Annotated in this window: 22 protein-coding genes; 10 read left to right on the plus strand and 12 right to left on the minus strand. The window is 74.3% G+C overall.

The features are described 5' to 3' along the window. The first annotated feature begins 99 nt into the window (after positions 1 to 99). Positions 100 to 1,143, plus strand: a complete 1,044-nt coding sequence (locus ABZS80_RS09665; protein ID WP_355055425.1) for an SAM-dependent methyltransferase — start codon at positions 100 to 102, stop codon at positions 1,141 to 1,143. Then, positions 1,140 to 2,309 carry an NADH-quinone oxidoreductase subunit D gene (locus tag ABZS80_RS09670; protein WP_355055321.1) on the plus strand — a complete coding sequence of 390 codons (1,170 nt, stop codon included), beginning with the start codon at positions 1,140 to 1,142 and terminating at the stop codon, positions 2,307 to 2,309. Before ABZS80_RS09665 ends, ABZS80_RS09670 begins: the two co-directional genes overlap by 4 nt. An 8-nt stretch (positions 2,310 to 2,317) precedes the next feature. On the opposite strand, the gene ABZS80_RS09675 is transcribed toward ABZS80_RS09670, so the two are convergent. The 4 genes from ABZS80_RS09675 to ABZS80_RS09690 all read right to left on the minus strand — a co-directional run bounded on the left by ABZS80_RS09675 (position 2,318) and on the right by ABZS80_RS09690 (position 6,834). Beyond that, the gene (locus ABZS80_RS09675; protein WP_355055322.1) at positions 2,318 to 4,120 is read right to left on the minus strand and encodes a hypothetical protein; all 1,803 of its coding nucleotides are present in this window, start codon (positions 4,118 to 4,120) and stop codon (positions 2,318 to 2,320) included. 147 nt (positions 4,121 to 4,267) lie between these two features. Then, positions 4,268 to 5,272: a glycine betaine ABC transporter substrate-binding protein gene (locus tag ABZS80_RS09680; RefSeq protein ID WP_355055323.1), complete on the minus strand. Its 1,005-nt coding sequence runs from the start codon at positions 5,270 to 5,272 to the stop codon at positions 4,268 to 4,270. A gap of 156 nt (positions 5,273 to 5,428) precedes the next feature. Beyond that, positions 5,429 to 6,151: an ABC transporter permease subunit gene (locus ABZS80_RS09685; protein ID WP_355055324.1), complete on the minus strand. Its 723-nt coding sequence runs from the start codon at positions 6,149 to 6,151 to the stop codon at positions 5,429 to 5,431. Next, positions 6,148 to 6,834 carry an ABC transporter permease gene (locus tag ABZS80_RS09690; protein WP_151465380.1) on the minus strand — a complete coding sequence of 229 codons (687 nt, stop codon included), beginning with the start codon at positions 6,832 to 6,834 and terminating at the stop codon, positions 6,148 to 6,150. Before ABZS80_RS09690 ends, ABZS80_RS09685 begins: the two co-directional genes overlap by 4 nt. A 2-nt stretch (positions 6,835 to 6,836) precedes the next feature. On the opposite strand from ABZS80_RS09690, the gene ABZS80_RS09695 reads away from it, so the two are divergent. Next, complete coding sequence (locus ABZS80_RS09695) at positions 6,837 to 7,823, plus strand: ATP-binding cassette domain-containing protein (RefSeq protein WP_355055325.1); 987 nt, start codon at positions 6,837 to 6,839, stop codon at positions 7,821 to 7,823. Between the two features lie 33 nt (positions 7,824 to 7,856). Here the strand turns inward: ABZS80_RS09695 and ABZS80_RS09700 are convergent, their stop codons facing one another. The 7 genes from ABZS80_RS09700 to folP form a co-directional block, all read right to left on the minus strand. Next, a complete protein-coding gene (locus tag ABZS80_RS09700; RefSeq protein ID WP_151465378.1) occupies positions 7,857 to 8,357 on the minus strand; it encodes a hypothetical protein in 501 nt (166 codons plus the stop codon). 81 nt (positions 8,358 to 8,438) lie between these two features. Continuing rightward, a complete protein-coding gene (locus tag ABZS80_RS09705) occupies positions 8,439 to 8,747 on the minus strand; it encodes a hypothetical protein (protein WP_151465377.1) in 309 nt (102 codons plus the stop codon). 71 nt (positions 8,748 to 8,818) lie between these two features. Beyond that, positions 8,819 to 10,048 (minus strand): ABC transporter permease, encoded by a 1,230-nt coding sequence (locus ABZS80_RS09710; protein WP_355055426.1) that lies wholly within the window; start codon positions 10,046 to 10,048, stop codon positions 8,819 to 8,821. Between the two features lie 119 nt (positions 10,049 to 10,167). Continuing rightward, the gene (locus ABZS80_RS09715; protein ID WP_355055326.1) at positions 10,168 to 10,698 is read right to left on the minus strand and encodes a DUF3180 domain-containing protein; all 531 of its coding nucleotides are present in this window, start codon (positions 10,696 to 10,698) and stop codon (positions 10,168 to 10,170) included. A gap of 19 nt (positions 10,699 to 10,717) precedes the next feature. Next, the gene (gene folK / locus ABZS80_RS09720; RefSeq protein WP_355055327.1) at positions 10,718 to 11,245 is read right to left on the minus strand and encodes a 2-amino-4-hydroxy-6-hydroxymethyldihydropteridine diphosphokinase; all 528 of its coding nucleotides are present in this window, start codon (positions 11,243 to 11,245) and stop codon (positions 10,718 to 10,720) included. Further along, a complete protein-coding gene (folB, locus tag ABZS80_RS09725; RefSeq protein ID WP_355055328.1) occupies positions 11,242 to 11,601 on the minus strand; it encodes a dihydroneopterin aldolase in 360 nt (119 codons plus the stop codon). Before folB ends, folK begins: the two co-directional genes overlap by 4 nt. Beyond that, on the minus strand, positions 11,598 to 12,497 hold the full coding sequence (folP, locus tag ABZS80_RS09730; RefSeq protein WP_355055329.1) for a dihydropteroate synthase: 900 nt from the start codon (positions 12,495 to 12,497) through the stop codon (positions 11,598 to 11,600). The genes folB and folP overlap by 4 nt, the downstream gene beginning before the upstream one ends. Positions 12,498 to 12,858: 361 nt before the next feature. Here folP and ABZS80_RS09735 point away from each other — a divergent pair, with 361 nt between their 5' ends. Genes ABZS80_RS09735 through ABZS80_RS09765 form a run of 7 tightly spaced genes read left to right on the plus strand, consistent with a single transcriptional unit; the run spans position 12,859 to position 21,326 of the window. After that, positions 12,859 to 13,173, plus strand: coding sequence for a hypothetical protein (locus tag ABZS80_RS09735; RefSeq protein ID WP_151465372.1), 315 nt, complete (start codon positions 12,859 to 12,861; stop codon positions 13,171 to 13,173). A 13-nt stretch (positions 13,174 to 13,186) separates the two neighbouring features. Further along, positions 13,187 to 13,549: a hypothetical protein gene (locus ABZS80_RS09740; protein ID WP_091317037.1), complete on the plus strand. Its 363-nt coding sequence runs from the start codon at positions 13,187 to 13,189 to the stop codon at positions 13,547 to 13,549. Positions 13,550 to 13,598: 49 nt separating this feature from the next. Further along, positions 13,599 to 17,048, plus strand: a complete 3,450-nt coding sequence (locus ABZS80_RS09745; RefSeq protein ID WP_355055330.1) for an ATP-binding protein — start codon at positions 13,599 to 13,601, stop codon at positions 17,046 to 17,048. Position 17,049: 1 nt separating this feature from the next. Further along, positions 17,050 to 18,984: an MFS transporter gene (locus tag ABZS80_RS09750; protein ID WP_355055331.1), complete on the plus strand. Its 1,935-nt coding sequence runs from the start codon at positions 17,050 to 17,052 to the stop codon at positions 18,982 to 18,984. Continuing rightward, positions 18,981 to 19,541, plus strand: a complete 561-nt coding sequence (locus ABZS80_RS09755) for a hypothetical protein (RefSeq protein WP_355055332.1) — start codon at positions 18,981 to 18,983, stop codon at positions 19,539 to 19,541. The genes ABZS80_RS09750 and ABZS80_RS09755 overlap by 4 nt, the downstream gene beginning before the upstream one ends. Then, on the plus strand, positions 19,538 to 20,713 hold the full coding sequence (locus ABZS80_RS09760; RefSeq protein ID WP_355055333.1) for a M23 family metallopeptidase: 1,176 nt from the start codon (positions 19,538 to 19,540) through the stop codon (positions 20,711 to 20,713). The genes ABZS80_RS09755 and ABZS80_RS09760 overlap by 4 nt, the downstream gene beginning before the upstream one ends. Positions 20,714 to 20,726: 13 nt before the next feature. Next, on the plus strand, positions 20,727 to 21,326 hold the full coding sequence (locus ABZS80_RS09765) for a hypothetical protein (RefSeq protein ID WP_355055335.1): 600 nt from the start codon (positions 20,727 to 20,729) through the stop codon (positions 21,324 to 21,326). Positions 21,327 to 21,332: 6 nt separating this feature from the next. Here ABZS80_RS09765 and ABZS80_RS09770 read toward each other — a convergent pair whose 3' ends face one another. Further along, complete coding sequence (locus tag ABZS80_RS09770; RefSeq protein WP_355055427.1) at positions 21,333 to 21,887, minus strand: hypothetical protein; 555 nt, start codon at positions 21,885 to 21,887, stop codon at positions 21,333 to 21,335. Positions 21,888 to 21,933 lie beyond the last annotated feature (46 nt).

Here is a 21,933-nt window from a genome sequence, read left to right on the forward strand (position 1 = left end):
CTGGTACGTCGGCACACGTCACGCGGGCGCCGGCCGTCCGCCCGCCGTAGGGTCGGCACGGTGACGCCCCCCGCACGTGCGCTCCGCTGGCGCGAGGCCATGGCGACGGCCCTCTACGGCCCGGACGGCTTCTTCGTCTCCGGCCCGGGGCCGGCCGCCCACTTCCGCACCAGCGTCCACGCGTCCCCGGTCTTCGCCTCGTGCCTGCTTCGGCTGCTGTCTTCTCTCGATGCGGCTCTCGGCCATCCCGCCCGGCTGGACGTCGTGGACGTCGGTGCCGGCCGCGGGGAGCTGTTGCGGTCGTTGTCGGTCGCCGTGGGGGTTTCGCTGGCCGATCGGGTACGCCTCATCGCGGTCGAGAAGGCGCCCCGGCCGGAGGACCTGCCGGCGGAGATCGAGTGGGTGGACGAGATCCCCCAAGGCGTCACGGGCCTGCTGGTGGCCACCGAGTGGCTGGACAACGTGCCGCTGGACCTCGCCGTGCACACCCCCGAGGGCTGGCGCTACCTACAGGTGGACCCGGCAACGGGCGAGGAGTCGACGGGCGCCCCAGTGAGCGCGGAAGACGCGGACTGGCTGGCCCATTGGTGGCCCGCACCGCCCCCCGACGCGTTGATCAAGAAGTTTGCGTCGGCGGGGACCGCGAAAACTGACGCAAACCTCTTGATCAACGGGCTGGGAGATCGGGTTGAGATCGGGCGGTCGCGCGACGAAGCCTGGGCAGAGGCGATCGGGGAGATGGCGCGAGGAATCGCACTGGCCGTTGACTACGGGCACCTGCGGGGCGGGCGGCCGGTCGGTGGGAGCCTCACCGGGTACCGGGGTGGGCGGCAGGTGGCGCCGGTGCCGGACGGGTCGTGCGACGTGACGGCCCACGTCGCCATGGACTCGGTCGCCTCCGCCGGTGAGCGGGTCGCGCGGTGGGCGTACACCCTGGTGTCGCAGCGGGAGGGGCTGCGGGCGCTCGGGGCCGACGGCGGGCGGCCCCCGCTGAGCCTGGCCTCCCTGGACCCGCCCGGCTACGTGCGGGCCCTCGCCGCCGCGTCCTCGGTGGCCGAGCTGACCGACCCGGCCGGCCTCGGCGGGCACTGGTGGCTGCTGCAACCGGTCGACGTCACCCTCGATCCGCTCATGGCACGATGACGGACATGACCACCGACGCCGGCGACCTCCGCGAACTGACCGTCGGCACCGGGGCCGGCGGGGAGCAGCTCGGCACCGACATGGTGCTCAACATCGGGCCGCAGCACCCGTCGACGCACGGCGTGCTCCGGCTGAAGCTGGTGCTCGACGGCGAGCGGGTGATCTCCGCCGAACCGATCGTCGGCTACATGCACCGGGGCGCGGAGAAGCTTTTCGAGGTCCGCGACTACCGGCAGATCATCGTGCTCGCCAACCGGCACGACTGGCTCTCCGCGTTCTCCAACGAGCTGGGCGTGGTGCTCGCCGTCGAACGGCTCATGGGCATGGAGGTGCCGGAGCGCGCCGTCTGGCTGCGGATGGCGCTCGCCGAGCTGAACCGGGTGCTCAACCACCTGATGTTCCTCGGCTCCTACCCGCTGGAGATCGGCGCGATCACGCCGATGTTCTACGCGTTCCGGGAGCGCGAGACCATCCAGGCGGTCATGGAGGAAGTCTCCGGCGGCCGGATCCACTACATGTTCAACCGGGTCGGCGGGCTCAAGGAGGAGGTGCCGGCCGGCTGGACCACGCGGGCCCGGGCCGCGATCGGCGAGGTGCGCCGCCGGATGCCCGACCTGGACAACCTGATCCGGCGCAACGAGATCTTCCTGGCCCGCACCGTCGGCGTGGGCGTGCTGTCCGCGGCCGACGCCGCCGCGTTCGGCGCCTCCGGGCCGGTCGCCCGAGCCTCCGGGCTCGACCTGGACCTGCGCCGGGACGAGCCCTACCTGGCGTACGACCAGCTCGACGTGCCCGTGGTCACCAAGACCGCCGGGGACTGCCACGCCCGCTTCGAGGTGCTGCTCGACCAGGTGTACGCGTCGCTCGACCTCGCCGAGCAGTGCCTGGACCGGGTCGACCGGCTCACCGGGCCGGTGAACACCCGGCTACCCAAGGTGGTGAAGGCGCCCGAGGGGCACACCTACGCGTGGACCGAGAACCCGCTCGGCATCAACGGCTACTACCTGGTGTCGCGGGGCGAGAAGACCCCGTGGCGGCTCAAGCTGCGCACCGCGTCGTACGCCAACGTGCAGGCGCTGGCGACCCTGCTCCCGGGCTGCCTCGTGCCGGACCTGATCGCCATCCTCGGCTCGATGTTCTTCGTGGTCGGCGACATCGACAAGTAGCCCGGGGCTCAGCGCCAGCGGTCGGTGGGCCGGGCGCCCCCGGCCCGGGGGACGTCGTCGCGCGGCGGGTAGCCGTACCGGGCCGGCTCGGGCTCGACCTGACGCCACTCCGGCTGGCCGCTGCGCTGCGTCGGGGGCCGCCACTCGTCCGGCACCGGCACCCCGCCGGCCGGAAGCGCCGGCCGGGCCTCCTCGGCCCGGTCGCCGCCCGGGTCGCCGGAACCGGCCCTGCCGCGGACGGACGCCCAGCGGTCCTCGACCCGGTACTCGGTGCCGCCGCCGTCGGCGTGCACCGCGGCCCGCCGCTCCCCGACCCGGATCTCCCGGCCGTGCTCGTCGTCACGGACCGCGGCCCACCGGTTGCCGGTGCGCAGCTCGGACCAGTAGTCACCGTCCGGATCGTCGCCCACCGCCCGGCCGGGCTGCTCGGCCGGCGCCCGGCCCGGATCGGTCCCCGCCCAGCCGTCGGCGGCCCGCTCGCCGTAGCCGCCCCGGTCGCCCTGGCCCGCCGACGCGCCCTGACCGCCGCGGGCGGCGTCGTCGCCCGGGGCGGCGGCCCAGCCGGCCTCCCCGGGCGCCGGCGGCCAGGACCGGTCGCCGGCCGGACCCTCCTGGCCAGATCGCCAGGACCGGTCGCCGGACCAGCCCCGGTCCTCGCCCTCCTGAGCGGACCAGCCACGGTCGGCGCCGGACGCCCGGCCGACGCCCGCCCACGGGTGCTCGCCGCCGCTCGCCCCGGACCAGGAGGCGTCGTCCCGGGAGCCGGGCGACCCGGACCAGCCCACCTGCGCGGACCGGGAGCGCTCGTCCCGAGCGGGCCGGATGTGGTCGTCGTCGCCGCTCCGGTATCCGGCGCGGGGGCGCTCGTCCGGCTCCCCGCCGCTCCACGAACGCTCCTCCGGCACTGGGGACCAGCGGCCGGCGTAGCCGCCGTAGCGGGTGCCGGCCGGTTCGCCGCCCCCGTCCACGATCGTGTGTCGGGTGGTGACGTGCACGGTCTCGGTGTGGTGCACCACCCCGACCTGCCGGGGTTCCGCCCGGACCTCCGGCTCGGGAGCGCGGGGAGCGCCGTAGACCCCGGCCTGCGGGCGCTCAGCGCCGTAGGCCCCGGCCTGGGGGCGCTCAGCGCCGTAGACCCCGGCCTGGGGGCGGTCGCCGCCGTAGCGGCCGGCCTGCGAGCGGTCGGCGCTGTGACCATCGGCCTGGGAGCGGTCGGAGCCGTGGCCGGGGTGGTCGGCGGCGGGGTCGGCGCCGTACCGGGTGCCGGGCTGCGGGCGGCGGACCGCCTCGTCCTCGTCCCGGGCGGCGGGCTGCGCCCGGCCCGGCTCGGTCCGGGCGCGCCCCTCGTCGTGGGGCTCGGTGGCCGGCACCCGGGCGCGGCCGCCGGCCGGCTCCTCGGCGGCGGACGTGGCCAGCCCCGCGGCGGCGGCGATGCCGGCGGCCGCGGCGTCCAGCCGCCGGCGCATCGCGGTGACCGACTCCTGGGTCCGCTGGACCTGGTCGAGTGCCTGGTTGCCGCGCTGGGCGGCGGCCACGATCTCGCCGCGCAGCTCCCGGCGGAGCTGCTCGATCTCCTCGCGCAGCTCCTCCGCGCCGGAAGCCCCGCCGCCGCTCTCCGCCCGCAGCGCGACGGAGAGGCCGATCAGCACCACGGCCAGGATCGCCAGCACGGCGCCGAACCGGAGCGCGCCGTTGCCGTCGGCCACGAGCAGGATGAGTGCCGCCAGGGGCGCGAGCGCCACGCCGATCCAGAACAGGACGGTCAGCAGCTGCGGGGTGCGGTTTTCGGCGGGGGCGACCGAGGCGGGCATGGCTGAGCAGACTACCGAGACTTGCCCCGGTAGGGAACGGGCCGAAAGCATCGATGTAAAGCCGGTGACCAGGACTTCCCTCCCGGCCACGGCGGCTGCACCCGCGGCGCCGGCGGGCCCGGGGGCCCGCCGGCGCGGCGGCGGTGGTCAGCTCGCGGCGAGCGCGGCGTCGGAGGAGAACACCAGGCCGACGCTGGCCGCGCCGGTCTTCAGGGCGTTCTTGGTCTGCGGGCCGCCCGCGTCGAGCGAGCTGAACGAGCCGGCCTTGAAGTCGTAGACCTCGACGAGGCCGGCCTGGCACTTCGGCCGCTGCGGGCACTCGGGCGGGCCGGCCAGCACGGTGGCCGTGCCGGAGCACTTGGCCGCCAGATCGGAGAGGCTGGCGAGCTGGTACTTGTCGGCGAACGCCGTGGTGACCGCGAAGGCGTTCTGGTCCTGCGCCTGGGCGGGCTGGCCGAAGCTGATGCCGACCTTGTCGCCCGCCGCCTTGAGCGCGCTGACCGTCTTGTCCAGCTCGGGCGAGGAGACCGGCTGGGCGTCCTTGCCGTTGGCCTTGGTGTTGAGGAACTCGGCCATCGTCGCCGCGTATTCCGGGACGACCTGGATCTGGCCCTTCTCCAGGGCCGGCTCGTAGAGCTCGCGGTTGCCGATGGTCTGCACCTTGACCTGGTAGCCGGCCGCGGTGAGCGTGATCTTGTACAGCTCGGCGATCGTCTGGCTCTCGCTGAAGTTGCCCGCGCCGACCGTCACCTGGCCGCCGGGGCCCTTCTCGACGCCGTCGGTCACGCCGTTGGCGTCGGCGAACTCCTTCGCCGCGACCTGCGGGGTCTTCCGGTCGACGTCGACCGCCCGGTTCAGCTCGATCAGCTTGGGGGTGTCGAGCTTCGCGGAGACCTTGTCGAGCGCGGCGACGAGCTGCGGCGTGGCCGCCTTCGCGTTGACCGCGGGGATGACGTTGTCGGTGTTCTGAAGCTTCTTGTCGTCGGTGAGGACGACCAGCTTGTCGCCCGCCACCGGGGCGCAACCGGCCCCGGAGCCGCCCTGCTGGGGGGCGTCGGTGCCGGAGGAACCGGCGTCACCGCAGCCGGTGAGGAGGCTCGCCGCGGCGAGGGCGCCGAGCGCCCCCGCGGCCAACCGTGAACGTGCGTGCATCAGTGCCCGCCTTCCGTGTCCCGGCGCGACCCGTCCAGGGCCGGCCGCGTGTCCGACGGGCGATCCGATCGAGCGCCCGCGTCTCCAGCCAATATCTTCCGGACCCGACCGACAAACTCCGAGCGAGATTCGTCACCGGATCGTCATCGGTCCGGCTCAGGCGCCCGCCGTGGCGTCGGCCGCGCGGCGCGTCGCCGCCCGGCGGGCCCGGCGCAGCGGCCGCGGCGTCACCGCCCGCTCGACGAGCGCCAGCACCCCCTCGACGAGCAGCGCCAGCCCGGCCACCAGGACGCCGCCGGCGATGATCTGGCCGCCGCCGGCCGCGATGTCCAGCCCGAAACCGGCCCGGATGATCTGCCCGAGCCCGCCGCCGTTGACGAACGAGGCCAGCGCCGCGGTGGCCACCACCTGCACGGCGGCGGTGCGGAACCCGGCCGCCAGGTAGGGCACCGCGAGCGGCAGCTCCACCCGGCGCAGCACCTGCCCGCCGGAGAGCCCCATCCCGCGCGCCGCGTCCCGGGCCTCCGGATCGGCCTGCCGCACCCCCGTGTACGCGGTGGCCAGCAGCGGCGGCACCGCGAAGACCGCGAGCGCGACCACCACGGCCGGCCGGCCGAAGCCCAGGAAGGTCAGCGGCAGGATGGTCAGCAGGGCCAGGGTCGGGATGGCGAGAGTGACGTTGGACACCAGCAGCACCAGGCCGCCGCCCCGGCCGGTGTGGCCGAGCCAGAGCCCGATGGGCCAGGCCACCAGGCAGCCGAGCAGCACCGCCAGCGCGGACAGGGCCAGGTGCTCGCCCAGCCGGTCCAGGACGCCGCCGGGATTCGTCCAGTTCAGCGGGTCGTTCAACCAGACGACCGCCTGCTGCACGGGGTTCATGACGACCGCCCCCGCAGCCAGGGGGTGAGCATCCGGCCGATCCCGGCCAGGATCAGGTCGAGCACCAGCGCCAGCAGCACGCAGAGCACCGTGCCGGTCATGATCTCGGCCTTGTAGAAGTTGTTCTGGAAGCCGGCGAAGATGAGCTGGCCGAGGCCGCCCCGGCCGACCACCACGCCGACCGTGACCAGCGCGACCGTGGAAACGGTGGCCAGCCGTAGGCCGGTGAGGATGCCGGGCAGCGCCAGCGGCAGCTCGATCCGGAGCAGGCGGCCCCAGCGGCCGTAGCCCATGCCCTCGGCGGCCTCTCGCACCTCGGGCGGCACCTGGTTCAGGCCGGCCAGCGCGTTGCGCACGATGACCAGCAGCGCGTAGAGCGCCACCACGGTGAGCACGGTGATCGCGCCGATGCCCAGGTAGGGCGCGAGGAAGGCGAACAGGGCCAGCGAGGGGACCGTGTAGAGCACCCCGGTCAGCGCCAGGATCGGCCCGGCCAGCGACCGGAACCAGTACGCGGCCACCGCCAGCGGCAGCGCCACGAGCGCCGCGATCAGCACGGCCCGGGCGGTCAGCCAGGTGTGCTCACGCAGCGCGGCGAGGATCGTGTCAGAGTTGTCCCGCACGTACTGCCAGGAGAACCACGGGTTACCGGGCGCGGCCTGGTAGCTCAGGTGGAGGGACACACGTGGACGTTACCCCGGGCGCCGGACACGGCGCGGCCTCGATCACGCTTGAGCGCATCCGCAAGCGCTACCCGGACGGCACGGAGGCGGTGCGGGAGCTGAGCCTGGAGGTGAAGGCCGGCGAGCTGGTGGTGCTGATCGGCCCGTCCGGCTGCGGCAAGTCCACCGTGCTGCGGATGATCAACCGGCTGATCGAGCCCACCGACGGGCGGATCCTGCTCGGCGACGACGACGTCACCCGGGTCGACCCGGTCACGCTGCGCCGCCGTATCGGGTACGTCATCCAGAACGTCGGCCTCTTCCCGCACCAGACGGTCGCCGCCAACGTGGCCACCGTGCCGGGCCTGCTCGGCTGGTCCCGGGAGCGGACCCGGGCCCGGGTGGACGAGCTGCTGGAGCTGGTCGGCCTCGACCCGGGGCAGTTCGGCCGCCGCTACCCGCACGAGCTCTCCGGCGGCCAGCGGCAGCGGGTCGGTGTGGCCCGCGCGCTCGCCGCCGACCCGGTGGTGCTGCTCATGGACGAGCCCTTCTCGGCCGTCGACCCGATCGTCCGGACCCGCCTCCAGGAGGAGTTCCTCCGGCTCCAGGCCGAGGTCCGCAAGACCATCGTGCTGGTCACCCACGACCTCGACGAGGCGGTCCGGCTGGGCGACCGGATCGCGGTGCTCTCCGAGGGCGGCCGCCTGGAGCAGTACGACGTCCCGGCCGCCCTGCTCGGGTCGCCCGCCTCGCCGTTCGTCCGCGAGTTCGTCGGCGCCGACCGGGGCATCCGCCGGCTCGCGGTCACCCCGGTGACCCGCGAGGTGCTCGACCCGCTCCCGGCCGGCGGCGGAGCCGGCCTGCCGACGGTGCCGCTGGGCGGTTCGGCGTACGACGCGCTGGGCGGGCTGCTCACCTCGGGCGCCGAGCACGCGGTGGTCACCGAGGACGGCAAGCCGGTGGGCCTGCTCAGCCGGGCCCGGGTGCTCGGCCTCGGCGTGGTGGACTGAGCGGACCGGTCGGGCCGCGCGGAGCGGGACCGGTCAGGCCCGGCCGCCCAGGCTGGCCAGGCCGACGATCCAGCCGGCGAAGAAGCCGTAGGTGACGCCGGTGCTGGCGGACTGGAAGGCGGCGAAGAGCGACCCGTGCGGCCCGAGGAGGGTGGCCAGCAGGGCCGTGCACCCGGCGGCCAGCGCGTACGCGCCCCAGCCGGAGAAGAACTGGCTGCCCGAGCTCTCCACCCGGGCCACCTGTGGGCCGGGCAGCAGGTAGAGCAGCGCCGCGGCCAGCACGATCAGCAGGATCGCCCGCAGGTTGGTGGCGAGCACGCCCTGCGCCGGGTCGTCGGCGTGCAGCCGCCAGGCCGGCCAGGCGAGCAGCCGGAGGAACCAGCCACCGGCGCCGGTCGGGTCGGTGTGGTCCTGCACCCAGCCCACGTACGTGGGGCTGCCGCCGACCGCGACGAGCAGGAGCACGGCCAGCGTGCCGGTGCCGGCGGCCGTGCCGTACGAGGCGACGGTGCGGGGGCGGTTGGTGAGGGCCATGGAGCGGTCAGTTCCCGGCCCACCGCGCCGGGCAAACCTGCGTACCCGGTCCACCGCCGAGGGTCGGCGGGTGGCCATCGTTCAGTGCTTCATCAGGTAGTCGATGAAGGCGGCCCGCAGCAGCGGGGTGGACTCCGGCTCCTCGTAGCCGTGCCCGGTCATCTCCCGCCACAGGGCGTTGGCCTCGTCGACGATCGGCCCGATCGAGTTGGGGGCGCCGTCCAGGATCGCGGCCTCGTCCGCGTTGGGCATGTGCCGCAGCACCGACCAGAAGAACTCGACGTCGCGGCGCTCCCGGGCCAGGTGGAACGCCTGCTCGCGCAGGTCCTCGGTGGAGAGCTTGTCCAGCTCGTCGAAGGTACGGCCGCCGGGGGCAGGAGTGTCCGTCATGCCGCCGAGCCTAACCGGCGAGATCACCTGCGGCCGGCTGGACGCGACGCCACACCGGGCGGCCGCCGGGGTCAGCGGTCCCCGGCGTCCCAGCGGCGCGGCTCGTTCTCCCAGCGCGGCGACTCCCACGAGTCGACGGTGTCGGTGTTCCGCACCGGCAGCACCGACGGCCAGGCGTCGGCCGGCTCGGGCGACGGGGTCAGCGCCCAGCCGGTGCTGATCGCGCCGTCGCCGCCGGGACCGGTCGGGCCGGCCGGGAGCGCGTTCGGTGGCGCCGGCCGGGGCCGGCCGAACGTCTCGACCAGCCGGGTGACCAGCAGCCCGGCGCCGAGGGTCGCCCCGCCGACGGTCCACCGGCTGATCGTCCAGTCCTGTGCCGCGGCCCAGGCCAGGAAGACCTCCACGGTGCAGACCGCCAGCAGGGTGCCGAACATCCCGCCCCGGCGCCCGTAAGCGCTGGTGCCGCCGAGCATGACCGCGCCGATCGCCAGCACCGACCAGTCGAGGCCCGTGGCGGGCGTCACCGGGCCGTCCCCGTTGGCGGCGATGAGCACCCCGCCGAGCACGGCCAGGACCGTCGAGCCGATCAGGGCCAGCGCGGCCACCGTGGCGGCCGCGGCACCCCGCCGCCGGGCCGGGTCGGCGACCGGCCGGAACCGTCCGAGCAGCCGGCGGACCGGTTTGATGGCGCCGAAGAGCCCGCCGAGGACGGCCACCGCGGCGAAACCGACGAAGAGGTAGAGCGCGGTGCGCCGGGGGTCGTAGCCGCCCTGCACGACGATCGGGGTGGTCCGGCGCTCGATGTACACGATGACGCCGGCCGCGCCGGCCAGGCTGGCCGCCCAGGCGGGCACGTGCAGCACCACCACGGCGAGCGCGAGCGCCAGCCCGCCGAGCGCCGCCACCGCCAGCGCCGGGAGCAGCGCCTCCCGCACGCCGCGGTCGCCCTGCTCGGCGAAGTGCAGCGCGGCGGCCAGCGCGATCGGCCCGACCGCCAGGTTCACGGCGGCGGCCCGCAGGCTGAGCCCGGCGGCCAGGGTGAGCAGCCCGAGCCCGGCCACGTCGACCAGCAGCGTCTTCAGCGCGCCGCCGCGCAGCGCGTCCGCGTCCTCGCGCAAGAGCAGCCAGGTCACCGCGGCCAGCCCGAGCAGCAGCAGGAACTCCCAGACCACGTGCACGGCGATCCGGTCCCGGCCGGGCTCGCCGTGGGAGGGGTCGTCGAAGACGTTCTCCAGCACGGCTACGGGCACGCCGGACGACGTGTCCACCGGCGCAGTCCGGCCCGTCTCGTCGTACCCCATGGCCCGCGCCTCCCACATGGCCGGCCGTGTGGTCCGACGCGCGGGCGGACCGGCGGCGGCCGTTGCTCTCCGGTCGCCAGGCACGGTACCTGCGGGGGGAGGTGCTGGGAACCCCCTGATCAGAGGCGGCCGCGCGGAGTCTCCCGGTCGCCGGGCTCGCGGTCCTCGTCGTCCTCCTGCTCGGGAACCCGGCAGGACCGCTCCAGCCACAGCGCCGCCGCGACGAGGGCGAGGGCGGCGAGGAGCCCGGCTCCGCTGGCGGGCCGGTCGCCCATGGCGGCGTTGGTCCGCTCGACGAAGAGCCAGCCGGTGAGCCCGGCGTAGAAACCGGCGAAGATGGCTCCGGCCAGGGCGGACGCCTTCGCGAGCACCACGAACCGGGCGACCAGCAGCGGGTTCACCGGGTCCCGGCCCGGGCGGCGCTCGATGCGGCCGCGGGTGTTGACCGCCGCGTACGCTTCCAGCACGGCCAGGCCGGTCAGCGTGACCACCGGCAGCCAGGGCAGGTCGGGCGCCATCTCGTAGTAGAAGGCGCTGATCAGCAGCCAGGCCAGCGCGGCGGCGGCCAGCGCGGCCACCACCAGCGTGGAGATCCGGGTCGGACCCATCCGGAAACGGTCGGGGTCGCGCGGGGACTGCGCCTGGCTCATGCCGTCCGGCTCCACAGGGTCATGTGTCCGACTCTAACGCCAGATCGGGACGCGGACTGAGTTCCAGCGCGTCGGAGGCCAGCGGCTCGGCGTTGAGCAGGTCGGTCAGCCAGCCGTGCCCGGGCAGTCGGCCGTGCGGCTCGATGTCGATCCACGGCCGCAGCACAAAGGCGCGCAGGTGGGCCCGGGGGTGCGGCAACGTCAGCTCCGGATCGCCGCTGAGCACCGGCTCCCCGGCCGCGTCCCAGACCGCGATCACGTCCACGTCGAGGGTGCGCGGCCCGTACCGCCGCTCCGGGTCACGCGTGCGCCCGGCCGCCGCCTCGGCGGCCCGGGCCCGCGCCAACCAGTCGTGCGGGGTCGCCGCCGGGTCCCGGACCAGCACCGCCGCATTGAGGTACGCGGGCTGCTCGGCGTCCCCCCACGGTGGAGTCTCGTAGACGCCGGAGACCACCAGCACGGTGTCGCCGAACGAGGCCACCGCGGCCCGCAGGTGGGCGAGGCGGTCGCCCAGGTTGCTGCCGATCGACAGCACGGCCCGGGTCATCGGGTACGCCGCATCGTCACCGCGACGTCCCGGAAGGTGTGCGGGATCGGGGCCTCCGGCTTGTGCACGGTGACCGTCGCGGCGGCGACCAGCGGCGCGGCCAGGCACACCGCGAGCAGCCGGTCGGCGAGCGTCTCGATCAGGTTGACCGGCTCGCCGGTGATCACGCCGACCAGCTTCTCGGCCAGCTCGCTGTAGTGCACGGTGTCGGTCACCTCGTCCGAGCGGGCGGCCGGGGCCAGGTCGAGTTCGAGCACGGCGTCGACCACGAACTCCTGCCCCTGGGCGCGTTCGAAGTCGTAGACGCCGTGCCGGCCGTGCGCGCGCAGGCCGGTCAGTTCGATCCGGTCGGTCATCGCTCTCCCTCGGTGGTGTGCCGCCCGGTCGCTGATCGGTCCCCCTGCGCGGCAGGCCGGGCCAGGCGTGGGCGGCCGGTGGCCCGCCAGACGGCGAGCGCGTCGGCGGTGCCCCGCACGTCATGCACCCGGACCCCCCAGGCGCCGGCCGCCACGGCGAGCACACTGGTGGCGACCGTGGCCGCCTCCCGCTCCGCGGTTGGCCGGGGGTTGCCGTCGGCGTCGGCCAGCAGGCGGCCCAGGTAGGACTTGCGGCTCGACCCGAACAGCAGCGGGAAGCCGAGGTCGACCAGCTCGGGCAGGCGGGCGCTCAGCTCCCAGTTGTGCGCGGCGGTCTTGGCGAAGCCCAGCCCCGGGTCGACGATGATCCGGTCGGCGGCCACCCCGGCGGCAAGGGCCTCGTCGACGCGCCGGCTCAGCTCGGCCCGCACGTCGGACACCACGTCGGCGTACCGGGCCAGGTCCCGCATCTCGCGCGAGTGGCCCCGCCAGTGCATCAGCACCCAGGGGCAGCCGGCGTCCCGGACCACCCGCGCCATGTCCGGGTCGGCCAGGCCGCCGGAGACGTCGTTGACCACGTCCGCCCCGGCGGCGAGGACGGCCTCGGCCACCCGGGCCCGACTGGTGTCGATGCTGACCGGGATGCCGGCGGCGCTCAGCTCGCGGATCACCGGCAGCACCCGGGCGATCTCGGTCTCCGCGTCGACCCGGTCGGCGCCCGGCCGGGTCGACTCCCCGCCCACGTCGACCAGGTCGGCGCCGGCCGCCCGCAGTCGCACTCCGTGTGCGACGGCGGCGTCCACGTCGGCGTACCTGCCGCCGTCGGAGAAGGAGTCGGGCGTGACGTTGAGGACGCCCATCACCACCGGGGCCTCCGCCCGTACCAGATCGGTCACGGACCCGACAGTACCGGTCGCCAGCAGGGCTTCCGGCGGCCCCGGCGACCCCGGCAAAGGACGGCCCTGACGTGCAGATTGGAACAGGTGTACGATCGCCCTTCGGGCCCGTTCCGGGTCGACTCTTCGCGGGTTGTCGCAAAGGTGGCCGGGCCGTACGCTTTGGAATTGCCCAGCATCGAGATGGCGAAGCCTGGAGGGAGGGCCGAAGCGGGACGAAATCGCCCAAAGCTCGCCACCCTACGTGGTGGGTGACGAACGCAGCGTCGCCGACGCTGTGTGGAACGAGCACCATCCCGCCAGGCTTTGCCCACATGCACCACCGCGGCGCCGCCGGCCGCGACCTTGGGGAGGTTTTCCAGTGATCGCCATCGAGCTCATGGGAACGGCGTCCGCCGCCGTCGACCACGCGCTCCACACTCTGGCGTCGACTCCACTCGCCGAGCCGGCTCCCAAAGGCATCGACACCAACAATGTCGTCTCCTTCTTCGCCAGCAAGATCGCGCCGATCCTGCTCGCGGTGCTCGGCGTGATCTTCATCGGCCGGGCCAGCCGGGGCGAGATCTCCAAGGTGCTCACCAGCTCGGCCATCGCGATCATCGGGCTGGCCTTCATCGCCGGCGCGGCAACACTCTTCTTCGTCGGCGACTACCTGATCAACCTGATCTTCGAATAGGCGTTGGGCGACGATGCGGCTGCGCACCGACGACGACATCTACCGGGCACGTCTCGTCTACCTGGGGCCGCCCGGCTACACCCTTCCCGTCCACCTGCCGTACGCCCAGTACGGCCTGTTCATGCTGCTCGTACCCCTCTACATGTTCATCCACTGGTTGTTCACGCTCCAGGTCGAGCTCTTTCCCGCCTGGGAGATCTCGCTCGCCATCGTGACCACCTCGTTCATCTTCCGGTACGTCGACCCGGACCGGCCGGCGCGCATGGTCATCCGGACCGCGCTGACGGACTGGCGACGCACCCGGGAGCCGGCGGCCGAGCTGCGCGACCCGCGCCTCGTCGCGAGCCGGATCAGGATCCGGGAGGAACTGGCATGACCGGGCGTACGCCGACGGCGCAGACGAACGACGCGGGTGAGGCGGTCGCATGAGTCGCTCTTCCACGCCGGGTCCCCCGGCCGGACGCCCGGCCGGGCCCTACGGTAACCGTGCGCGATCGTTCGACTACCCACCGGACGAGGAGCTGGACGAGACCACCCTCGACCCGGCCCTGGTGACCAGCCCCCAGCACGGTCGCGTCGGGGTCTTCCAGCCGCCCCGGCCGCTGGCTCCGCGCGGCGCCGAGCAGCGGGAGCCGGTGGTCCCCGACGGCGGCGACATCGACTCGCCCTTCCTCGACCTCTTCGGCGGCGCGCAGCCCCGGGTCCGCCGGCCGGCGACCCCGCCCGCCGGCCCGCCCGTCCCGGTGGAGCCGGTGGTGGCGCCACCCCGCCGCGGTGTCGGCCGGGAGGCGCTGCCCATCCCGCACCAGCACGCCACCCCGGTCGAACCCGCCCTGCCGGTCCCCCACGCCGCCCCGGTCGAGCCGATCCTGCCGTCGCCCCCCGCCGTGCCTGCCCTGCCCGAGGAGCGGTCGGCCGCCCGGGGCCGGGAGGGCGCGTCCGGCGTCCGCCCCGTGGGCCGGCCGCGCGAGGCCCTCGATGCGGCCCGGCCCGCGTCGCACGCGGCCGCCGAACCGCCGGCTCTTGAGCCGCCCGCCCGCACCCGGGTGCCGCAGCAGGTCGGTGACCGGCTCCCGGTGCTCCGGCCCACCGTCGAGCCGGAGCCGACCGAGCCCGGCAGCCCGGTCGAGCGCCCCGCCCGCCGGGCCGACCGGCGGACGGCCGAGCCGGCCCGTGCCGACGGGCGGGAGATGACCAGCGCCGCCACCCGCGAGGTGGCCCCGCCGCCCAACCGGGAGGTGGCCCCGCCCCGGCAGCGGTCCCCGGAGCGCGCCGGGAAGCCCACCAAGCCGGTCCGGGTCCGGGCCCCGAAGATCAAGTTCGGCGACCGGGACCCCTCGGTCGAGCTGGCCATCACCGAGATCGCCGGCCACCTCACCTTCACCCCCAACACGGTCACCGCCTGGTACTGGCTGCCCGAGGTGCGCTGGGCGTTCCGCCCGGACGCCGAGCGCGAGGCACTGCTCTCGGCGATCTCCGAGCAGTACGCCGGCCTGGCCGGCTTCCGGCTGCACCTGCGCCGCACCACCCGGCCGTTCCCGGCCGACGAGTGGGCCCGCACCATCGACGCGCACACCGCCGCGCCGCTGCCCGACGTGCCCGGCACCACCGGCTGGGCCGACCACCTGGTCGCGGCGCAGCGGCACCTCATGGCGGTCAACCACGCCGAGGGGCAGACCTACCTGGGTGTCACCTTCGCCCGCCGGTCGCTCGGCGACTCGCTCACCGAGCGGCTGCTGCGCACCTTCGGCCGGGGCACCGCCGACGGCGAGCGGCGCCGGCTGGGCCGCACCGTCGAACAGTTCGACGAGGTGCTCGGCGCGTTCGGCATGCGCGGCCGCCGGGTCACCGCGCAGGAGCTGGAGTGGCTGCTCTACCGCTCGGTGGCGCTCTGCATGGCGCCGCCCGGCGTGCTGTCCCCGATCACCAACGGGCGGTGGGAACGCGGCGACCTGCTGGCCCTCACCGAGCAGGTCGAGCGCTACCGCACCCCCTACGGCTCGACGGTGAAGCTCGTCAACCGGATGACCGGCGAGGAGCGGCACGTGGCCGTGCTCGCGGTCGGCCGGATGGAACCACTGGAGATCCCCGAGCGGCACGAACCCTGGCTGCACTTCCACGAGCGGCTGCCGTGGCCCATGGAGCTCTCCACCCGGGTCGACATCCTCGGCCCCGGCGACTCCTTCCGGAACCTCGAACACCGGCTCCGGATGATCCGCTCCCAGCAGCTCGACTACGCCGAGCACGGCATCGACGCCCCGCCCGAGCTGGAGCGGCTGGCCAAGCGGGCCCTGGTGATCGGCGACGAGATGACCACCGGCCTGCCGGTCGACTCGGCCCGGGCGCACGGCTGGCACCGGATCGCGGTCGGCGGCCGGACCCGCGAGGAGTGCCTGGAGCGGTCCCGCCGGCTCATCCAGCTCTACTCCCGCGAGCTGCGCATCTCGCTCCAGCACCCGAAGAACCAGGACTGGCTGGCCCGCGAGTTCATCCCCGGCGAGCCGATCGCCAACACCGGCTACGTCCGGCGGATGCCGGTCAACCTGCTCGCCGCCGCCCTGCCCCAGGCCGCCTCCACGGTCGGTGACCGCCGCGGCGACCTGATCGGCCGGACCGCCGGCACCTGCCGCCGCCCGGTCTTCCTGGACCTGCACTTCCCCATGGAGGTCCGCGAACGCTCCGGCCTCGCCGTCTTCGTCGCCGAGCCGGGCGGTGGCAAGTCCACCCTGCTCGGCGCGCTCGGCTACCTGGCCGCCCGGCGCGGCGTGCAGGTGACCCTGCTCGACCCGTCCGGCCCGCTGGCCCGGCTCTGCGCCATGCCCGAGCTGGCGCCGTACTCGCGGGTGCTCAACCTCACCGGCTCCGAGCAGGGCACCCTGGCCCCGTACGCGCTGATTCCCACACCGCTGCGCAGTGAGTTCAGCGCCGGGGCGGCGGGCGACCGGGAGTTCGAGATCGCGGTCTCCAACGCCCGCGCCGAGCGCCGGATGCTCGTGCAGGACATCTGCATGATGCTGGTGCCGCCGCAGGTGGCCCGGGAGGCGTCCACGGCCACCCTGTTCCGGCACGCCGTGCGCCAGGTGCCCGCCGAGGAGACGTCCACGCTGGACGACGTGGTCGCCTGCCTGCAGGGGCTGGACGACGACGCCGGTCGGGAGCTGGCCAACCTGCTCCTCGACACCGCCGAGATGCCGCTGGCCATGCTCTTCTTCGGCCGGCCCCCGGAGGGCCTGCTCGGCGCCGACGCGGCGCTCACCGTGATCACCATGGCCGGTCTCCGGCTGCCCGACCTCAAGATCGAGCGGGAGTACTGGTCGGCCGAGGAGGCGCTGGCCCTGCCGATGCTGCACACCGCGCACCGGCTGGCCGTCCGCCGCTGCTACGGCGGCTCGATGTCCTCCCGCAAGCTGGTCGGCCTGGACGAGGCGCACTTCATGGAGGGCTGGCGCTCCGGCCGGTCGTTCCTGGTCCGCCTGGCCCGCGACTCCCGCAAGTGGAACCTCGCCGCGCTGGTCGCCTCGCAGAACCCGAAGGACATCCTCGGGCTCGACGTGCAGAACCTGGTCTCCACGGTCTTCGTCGGCCGCATCGCCGAGGACACGGAGATCGCCTCCGAGGCGCTGCGGCTGCTCCGGGTGCCGGTCAACGACGGCTACGAGGCCACCCTCGCCTCGCTGTCGCAGGCCGACAGCGGCTCGGCCGCCCGGCTCGGCTTCCGCGAGTTCGTCATGCGCGACGTCGACGGTCGCGTGCAGAAGGTCCGGGTCGACGTGTCGTACGTCGACGGGCTGCTGGACCACCTGGACACCACCCCCGCCGCGGTCGCCCAGGCCGCGGAGCAGCTGCCGACCGTCCTGGCTGATCTGGAGGCGTGACATGGCGAGGGCCCGGGCACGGATCGCGGCGCTCCTCCTCGCGCTCGGCCTGCTGGCCGGGGCCACCATCGGCTGGCCGCTGGTCGGGGCGACACCCGCGTACGCCGCCGCCCAGCCGGCCGCCCAGGCCCGGGCCGAGCTGTGCAGCACCAAGCAGTGGCAGGCCGACTTCCGCGCCTGCGTCGCCGAGCTCAAGGCGGTCAGCGAGGACCAGGTCGAGTGCCGCAACGCGCCGGTGCCCGGGGCACCGGACTCCGGCCTGGCCGGCTGGTTCGCCTCCCGCCCCGACTCCGCCAAGCAGCCCGGCCCCAAGGGCCTCTACAGCGACTACGGGTACGCCGGATACAGCTACACGACGTACGACGTCGACGGCGGCTGCGCCTCCTCGGTGCTGCATCCCGACTACCGGTTCACCACCATGGTCGCGAACGGCGAGTTCATGTTCGCCAACGCGATCATCGGGGCGTCGAACGCGCTGCGCGAGCGCGCCTGGGACCCGCGGACGATGTGGCGCTGGGCCGACCCGCTGGTGGAGCAGGCCACCAAGGCCGTCTACCAGAAGGTGTTCAGCGTCTTCGGCATCATCACCATCTGCGTGGTCGGCCTCTACCTGCTCTGGCGCTCGCGCCAGTCGGACATGAGCAACGCCATGACCACGGCCGGCTGGGCGATCCTGGTGATGGTGGCGGTGACCGCGCTGGCCGCCTGGCCGGTCAAGTCGGCGAACATCGCCGACAGCACCCTGATCACCACCCTCGGCGTGGTACACGACGCCGTCGGCCCGGCGTCCAAGGACATCCCCCCGGACAAGTGCGTCCTGCCGAACCCAGATGCCTGTGTCGACAAACGGCCGCCGGCGGTCCGCGCCAGCGACACTGCCACCGAGACGATGCTCTACCGCAACTGGCTACGCGGCGTGCTGGGCTCGGCCGACAGTGAGACCGCCAAGAAGTACGGCCCGGCGCTCTACGATGCCAAGTCCCTGACGTGGGGAGAGGCGGAGTCAATCCGGGCCAAGCCGGCCACCCGTGACGTGGTCATCAAGGCCAAGCAGCAGCAGTGGGCCCGGGTGGCCGAGCAGATCAAGTCGGAGGACCCGGAGGCGTACGAGTACCTCCAGGGCGTCCGGGACATGGACCGGATCGGGGCCGGGTTCATCGCGGTGCTGGCCTCGCTGCTGTTCGCGATGTTCGACCTGACCGCCTCGGTGCTGGTGCTGCTCGGCTTCCTGATCTTCCGCTGGGCGGTGATCGCCGCGCCGATCCTGGGCACGGTCGGGCTGATGCGCCCCGCGAGCGCCGGCCTGCGGCGGCTGGCCAACGCCGTGGTCGCCGCGGTGTTCAACATCGCCATCTTCGGCACCGGGGCGGCCATCTACCTGTTCGCCGTGGATCTGATCATGAACACACCGACCCTGCCCGGCTGGCTCCAGGTGGTCCTGGTCTGGCTCTGCGGCGTCGTGGGCTGGCTGCTGCTCCGCCCGTACCGGCGGATCACGCAACTCGGCGGCAAGGACAGCAGCGAGGCGGTCAGCTCCGCCGGCTCCTGGCACCGGCGGTTCTTCCGGGACATGCGCATCGCGGCCCGCCTCGACGTGGCCGAGCCCGGTGGCACCGCCGAGCCGGCGATGGGGCGGCGGCGCGCCGTGACGGCCGACCAGCGCAGCCTGCGACCGGAAGCCCGGCACGAGGACCCCGCGCACACCGTCACGGTGGTCGAACGGGAACGGCCCGACGGAAGGAGCCGGCCCGAGGACGCCCCGGCGGCCGAGCGCGGGTCCGGCCGGACGGCCGCACCCCGGCAGCGCCGCGCGCCGGCGGGCTGGACCGGACCGGACGTGCCCGAGGAGGCGCCCTCCTTCGCGGTCTACCGGCCGGACTCAACCGAGCGCACCCCGGCGCCGAAGCCGCCGCGGATCCGCTCCGAGGCACGGTGAGACCGGTGCGGCGTGCGCTCGAATTCCTCGTCACCCGGATACTGCGGTCCCGGCTCGGCGTCGCGCTGGTGATCGCCGTCCTGGTCTTCGGCGTGATCGGCGCCGCCCGGCTGGTCTCCGGCCCGGCCGACTCGACCCTCGGCCTGAGCACCCGCCCGAGCCAGCCGATCAGCACGGTGGACCCGCACGCCGGTGACGACGGGGTGCTGTCGAGCCCGCCGGCGGCGGTCTCGCCGAAGACCCGGCCGGGCGAGGCCACCCCGGAGCAGACCGCGAGCCGGTTCACGACGGCGTGGCTGACCGGCCCGGGCAGCAGTGGCGAGGCGTGGCAGTCGCGCCTGCGGCCGCTCTCCACGCCCGCCCTCGTCGAGAAGCTGACCGGCGCCGATCCGGAGAGCGTGCCCGCCGGCCGGGTGGCCGGTGCGGTGACTCTCCGGCCCCGGACGGAGTCCTTCGTGGAGGCGCTGGTCCCCCTCGACGACGGCCGGCTCCGGCTCGAACTGGTGGCCACCGACGGCCGGTGGCTGGTGGACGCGGTCGACTGGGAGCGGCAGTGAACGCCGTCTCCGCTGCCACCGCGCCGGTCCGTCGAAAGCTGCGGGTCGGCGTGCTGCTCACCGCCGTCACCACGGTGCTCACCCTGCTCTGCTGCGTCGGCGGCGCGGGCGCGTTCCTCCTCACCGAACTGGGCGGCGACCAGAAGGACGGTGCGCTCGCCGGCCTGAACTGCGACCCGGCCTACCAGGTCAACCTCACCGGGGACATGCCGCGCTTCACCGAGTACGGCGAGGGCCAGCTCCGCAACGCCGCCGTCATCATCAAGGTCGGCCAGGACATGAAGGTGCCCGCCCGCGGCTGGGTGATCGCGCTGGCCACCGCCATGCAGGAGTCCGGGCTGCGCAACCTCGCCAACCGCAAGGTGCCGGCGTCGTTGGCCCTGCCGCACGAGGGCGTCGGCGCCGACCACGACTCGCTGGGCCTGTTCCAGCAGCGGCCCGGGTGGGGCAGCGTCGAGCAGCGGATGACGCCCTCGTACACGGCCCGGAAGTTCTACGAGAAGATGGTCAAGGTGCGGAACTGGCAGGACCGGCCGCTGACCGTGGTGGCGCAGCGGGTGCAGGTCAGCGCCTTCCCGGACGCCTACGCCAAGCACGAGGACCTGGCGGGCCGGATCGTGGACGCGCTCGCAGGTGGGGCCGCCCGGACCGTCGAGATCGCCGGCAAGGCGGTCTGCGACGCCGCCGCCGGGGCCCGGATCGCCGCCTCCGGCTGGACCGCCCCGCTCCCCGGCGGCGTGGTCTCCGCGTTCCGCACCACGGAGCGGCCCAGCCACAACGGGGTCGACCTCGCCGCGGACAAGCGCACCCCGATCCACGCCGCCTCCACGGGCCGCGTGCTCGTGGCCCGCTGCGACCCCGACCACTCCGGGAAGCGCGACTGCGACCGGGACGGCTGGCCGGGCAAGGGCGGCTGCGGCTGGTTCGTGGACATCCTGCACGCCGGCGGCTACATCACCCGCTACTGCCACATGATCGAGCGCCCCCGAGTGGTCCCGGGCCAGCTCGTGGAGGCGGGCGAGGTGATCGGCGTCTCCGGCACCAGCGGCAACTCCTCCGGCCCGCACCTGCACTTCGAGGTGCATGTGGACAGCGACCGGTCCAGCCGGGGTGCGATCAACCCGGTGCCGTTCATGCGCCAGCGGGGCGCCCCGGTGGACGGGACCGCATGAGGCGCGCCCGCACATGAGCAACCCGCTGCCCGACCCCTTCGCGGACCGGCCCGACTGGGCCCCGCAGCCGCCCCGCCCGGTCGAGATCGTGCCGGCCACCGGCCGGATCGAGCTGCGCGGCCGCCGCGTGCTGGTCGGCCTTCCCGGCCTCGGTTGGCGCGGCGACCTGCGCGCCGACGAACGGGTGGTGCAGGGCAGCCGGACCTACGTGCCGGTCATCCCGGAGCACGAGTGGTACCGCGCCGAGTCCGAGCAGGTGGAGGTCTTCGCGCCGCTGGTCCCGGTGGAGCGGGTCTGGGTGGAGACCGTGGGCGAGCGACGACCGCCGACCGGGCCGACCGAGTCGGGCATCCGGCTCGTCTCGCTCGACGCGCCCACCCGGCGCCCCCCGACTCCGGTTTTCGAGGCCGACGCCGTCACGGGCCGGCGCGTCGTGCACGTGGCCGGGTCGACCGAGCAGCGCGACCTGCGCGCGGTCACCGAGACGTACTCCGGCACGGACGGGGACATCTGCGTCCGGGTGGCCCCGGAGCTGGAGTGGTACCGCTGGGCCTGGCGCGGTCAGGCACCGACCACCTTGGAGGTGCCGGTACACCTGCTCTGGCTGGAGTGAAACCAATCAGGAGCGGTTGGCCGTGCACACCCGCCAGCCGTCTCGGCGCTGCGTCTCGAATCGCCAGCCCTGTCGATCGCTCTGCGAGATCCCGTCGACGAAGGCCGAGATGACCAGATCGACTTGGATGGTGGCGCGGTCCCCGTGCTGATCCACAGTGAGCCGCTCCCACCCCACGGAGATGTTCGTTCCGAAGCGCCTCTCTCGGGCAATGAGATCGTCGCGGAGGAGCTTCAGATCATCGAAGTCGGTGCCGCCATTGCAGGCGAACTCGTCCGCCTTTGCGTCATTGCGGTCCTCGAAGAAGGCTTGAATGTAGTTGGCCACCGTGACCTCGGGGCTGCTGCGGTCGGGCGCGGTGGCGCGGTCGTACAGCACGAATCCGACGATGCCGCCGCCGGCACAGACCAGTGCCAGCACCCCGGCGACCACGGCGAGCACGGTCCGCAGCCGCCGCTTCGGGCGTACCGGCGCCGGAGCGGGCGCGGGCGGCGCCGACTGCTCGGGCGGGGTCCGCTGCGCCGGTACCCGGGAGACCTGGGAACCGGCGGGGGGCTGCACTGATTCCACCTCCTGAGGCTATCGGCTGCGCGCCGCGTACCCAATG

It is taken from the genome of Micromonospora sp. NPDC005305 (genome assembly GCF_040607315.1).
Lineage (GTDB): Bacteria > Actinomycetota > Actinomycetes > Mycobacteriales > Micromonosporaceae > Micromonospora.

Excerpts from the sequence above, each read along its gene's own strand:
- ABZS80_RS09750 (WP_355055331.1), top strand. The coding sequence starts at position 17,050 with ATGGCGAGGGCCCGGGCACGGATCGCGGCGCTCCTCCTCGCGCTCGGC.
- ABZS80_RS09765 (WP_355055335.1), top strand. The coding sequence starts at position 20,727 with ATGAGCAACCCGCTGCCCGACCCCTTCGCGGACCGGCCCGACTGGGCC.
- ABZS80_RS09715 (WP_355055326.1), bottom strand. The coding sequence starts at position 10,698 with ATGAGCCAGGCGCAGTCCCCGCGCGACCCCGACCGTTTCCGGATGGGT.
- ABZS80_RS09740 (WP_091317037.1), top strand. The coding sequence starts at position 13,187 with ATGCGGCTGCGCACCGACGACGACATCTACCGGGCACGTCTCGTCTAC.
- ABZS80_RS09675 (WP_355055322.1), bottom strand. The coding sequence starts at position 4,120 with ATGCCCGCCTCGGTCGCCCCCGCCGAAAACCGCACCCCGCAGCTGCTG.
- ABZS80_RS09705 (WP_151465377.1), bottom strand. The coding sequence starts at position 8,747 with ATGACGGACACTCCTGCCCCCGGCGGCCGTACCTTCGACGAGCTGGAC.
- ABZS80_RS09710 (WP_355055426.1), bottom strand. The coding sequence starts at position 10,048 with ATGGGGTACGACGAGACGGGCCGGACTGCGCCGGTGGACACGTCGTCC.
- ABZS80_RS09665 (WP_355055425.1), top strand. The coding sequence starts at position 100 with ATGGCGACGGCCCTCTACGGCCCGGACGGCTTCTTCGTCTCCGGCCCG.
- ABZS80_RS09700 (WP_151465378.1), bottom strand. The coding sequence starts at position 8,357 with ATGGCCCTCACCAACCGCCCCCGCACCGTCGCCTCGTACGGCACGGCC.
- ABZS80_RS09745 (WP_355055330.1), top strand. The coding sequence starts at position 13,599 with ATGAGTCGCTCTTCCACGCCGGGTCCCCCGGCCGGACGCCCGGCCGGG.
- folB (WP_355055328.1), bottom strand. The coding sequence starts at position 11,601 with ATGACCGACCGGATCGAACTGACCGGCCTGCGCGCGCACGGCCGGCAC.
- folK (WP_355055327.1), bottom strand. The coding sequence starts at position 11,245 with ATGACCCGGGCCGTGCTGTCGATCGGCAGCAACCTGGGCGACCGCCTC.
- ABZS80_RS09680 (WP_355055323.1), bottom strand. The coding sequence starts at position 5,272 with ATGCACGCACGTTCACGGTTGGCCGCGGGGGCGCTCGGCGCCCTCGCC.
- ABZS80_RS09670 (WP_355055321.1), top strand. The coding sequence starts at position 1,140 with ATGACGGACATGACCACCGACGCCGGCGACCTCCGCGAACTGACCGTC.
- ABZS80_RS09685 (WP_355055324.1), bottom strand. The coding sequence starts at position 6,151 with ATGAACCCCGTGCAGCAGGCGGTCGTCTGGTTGAACGACCCGCTGAAC.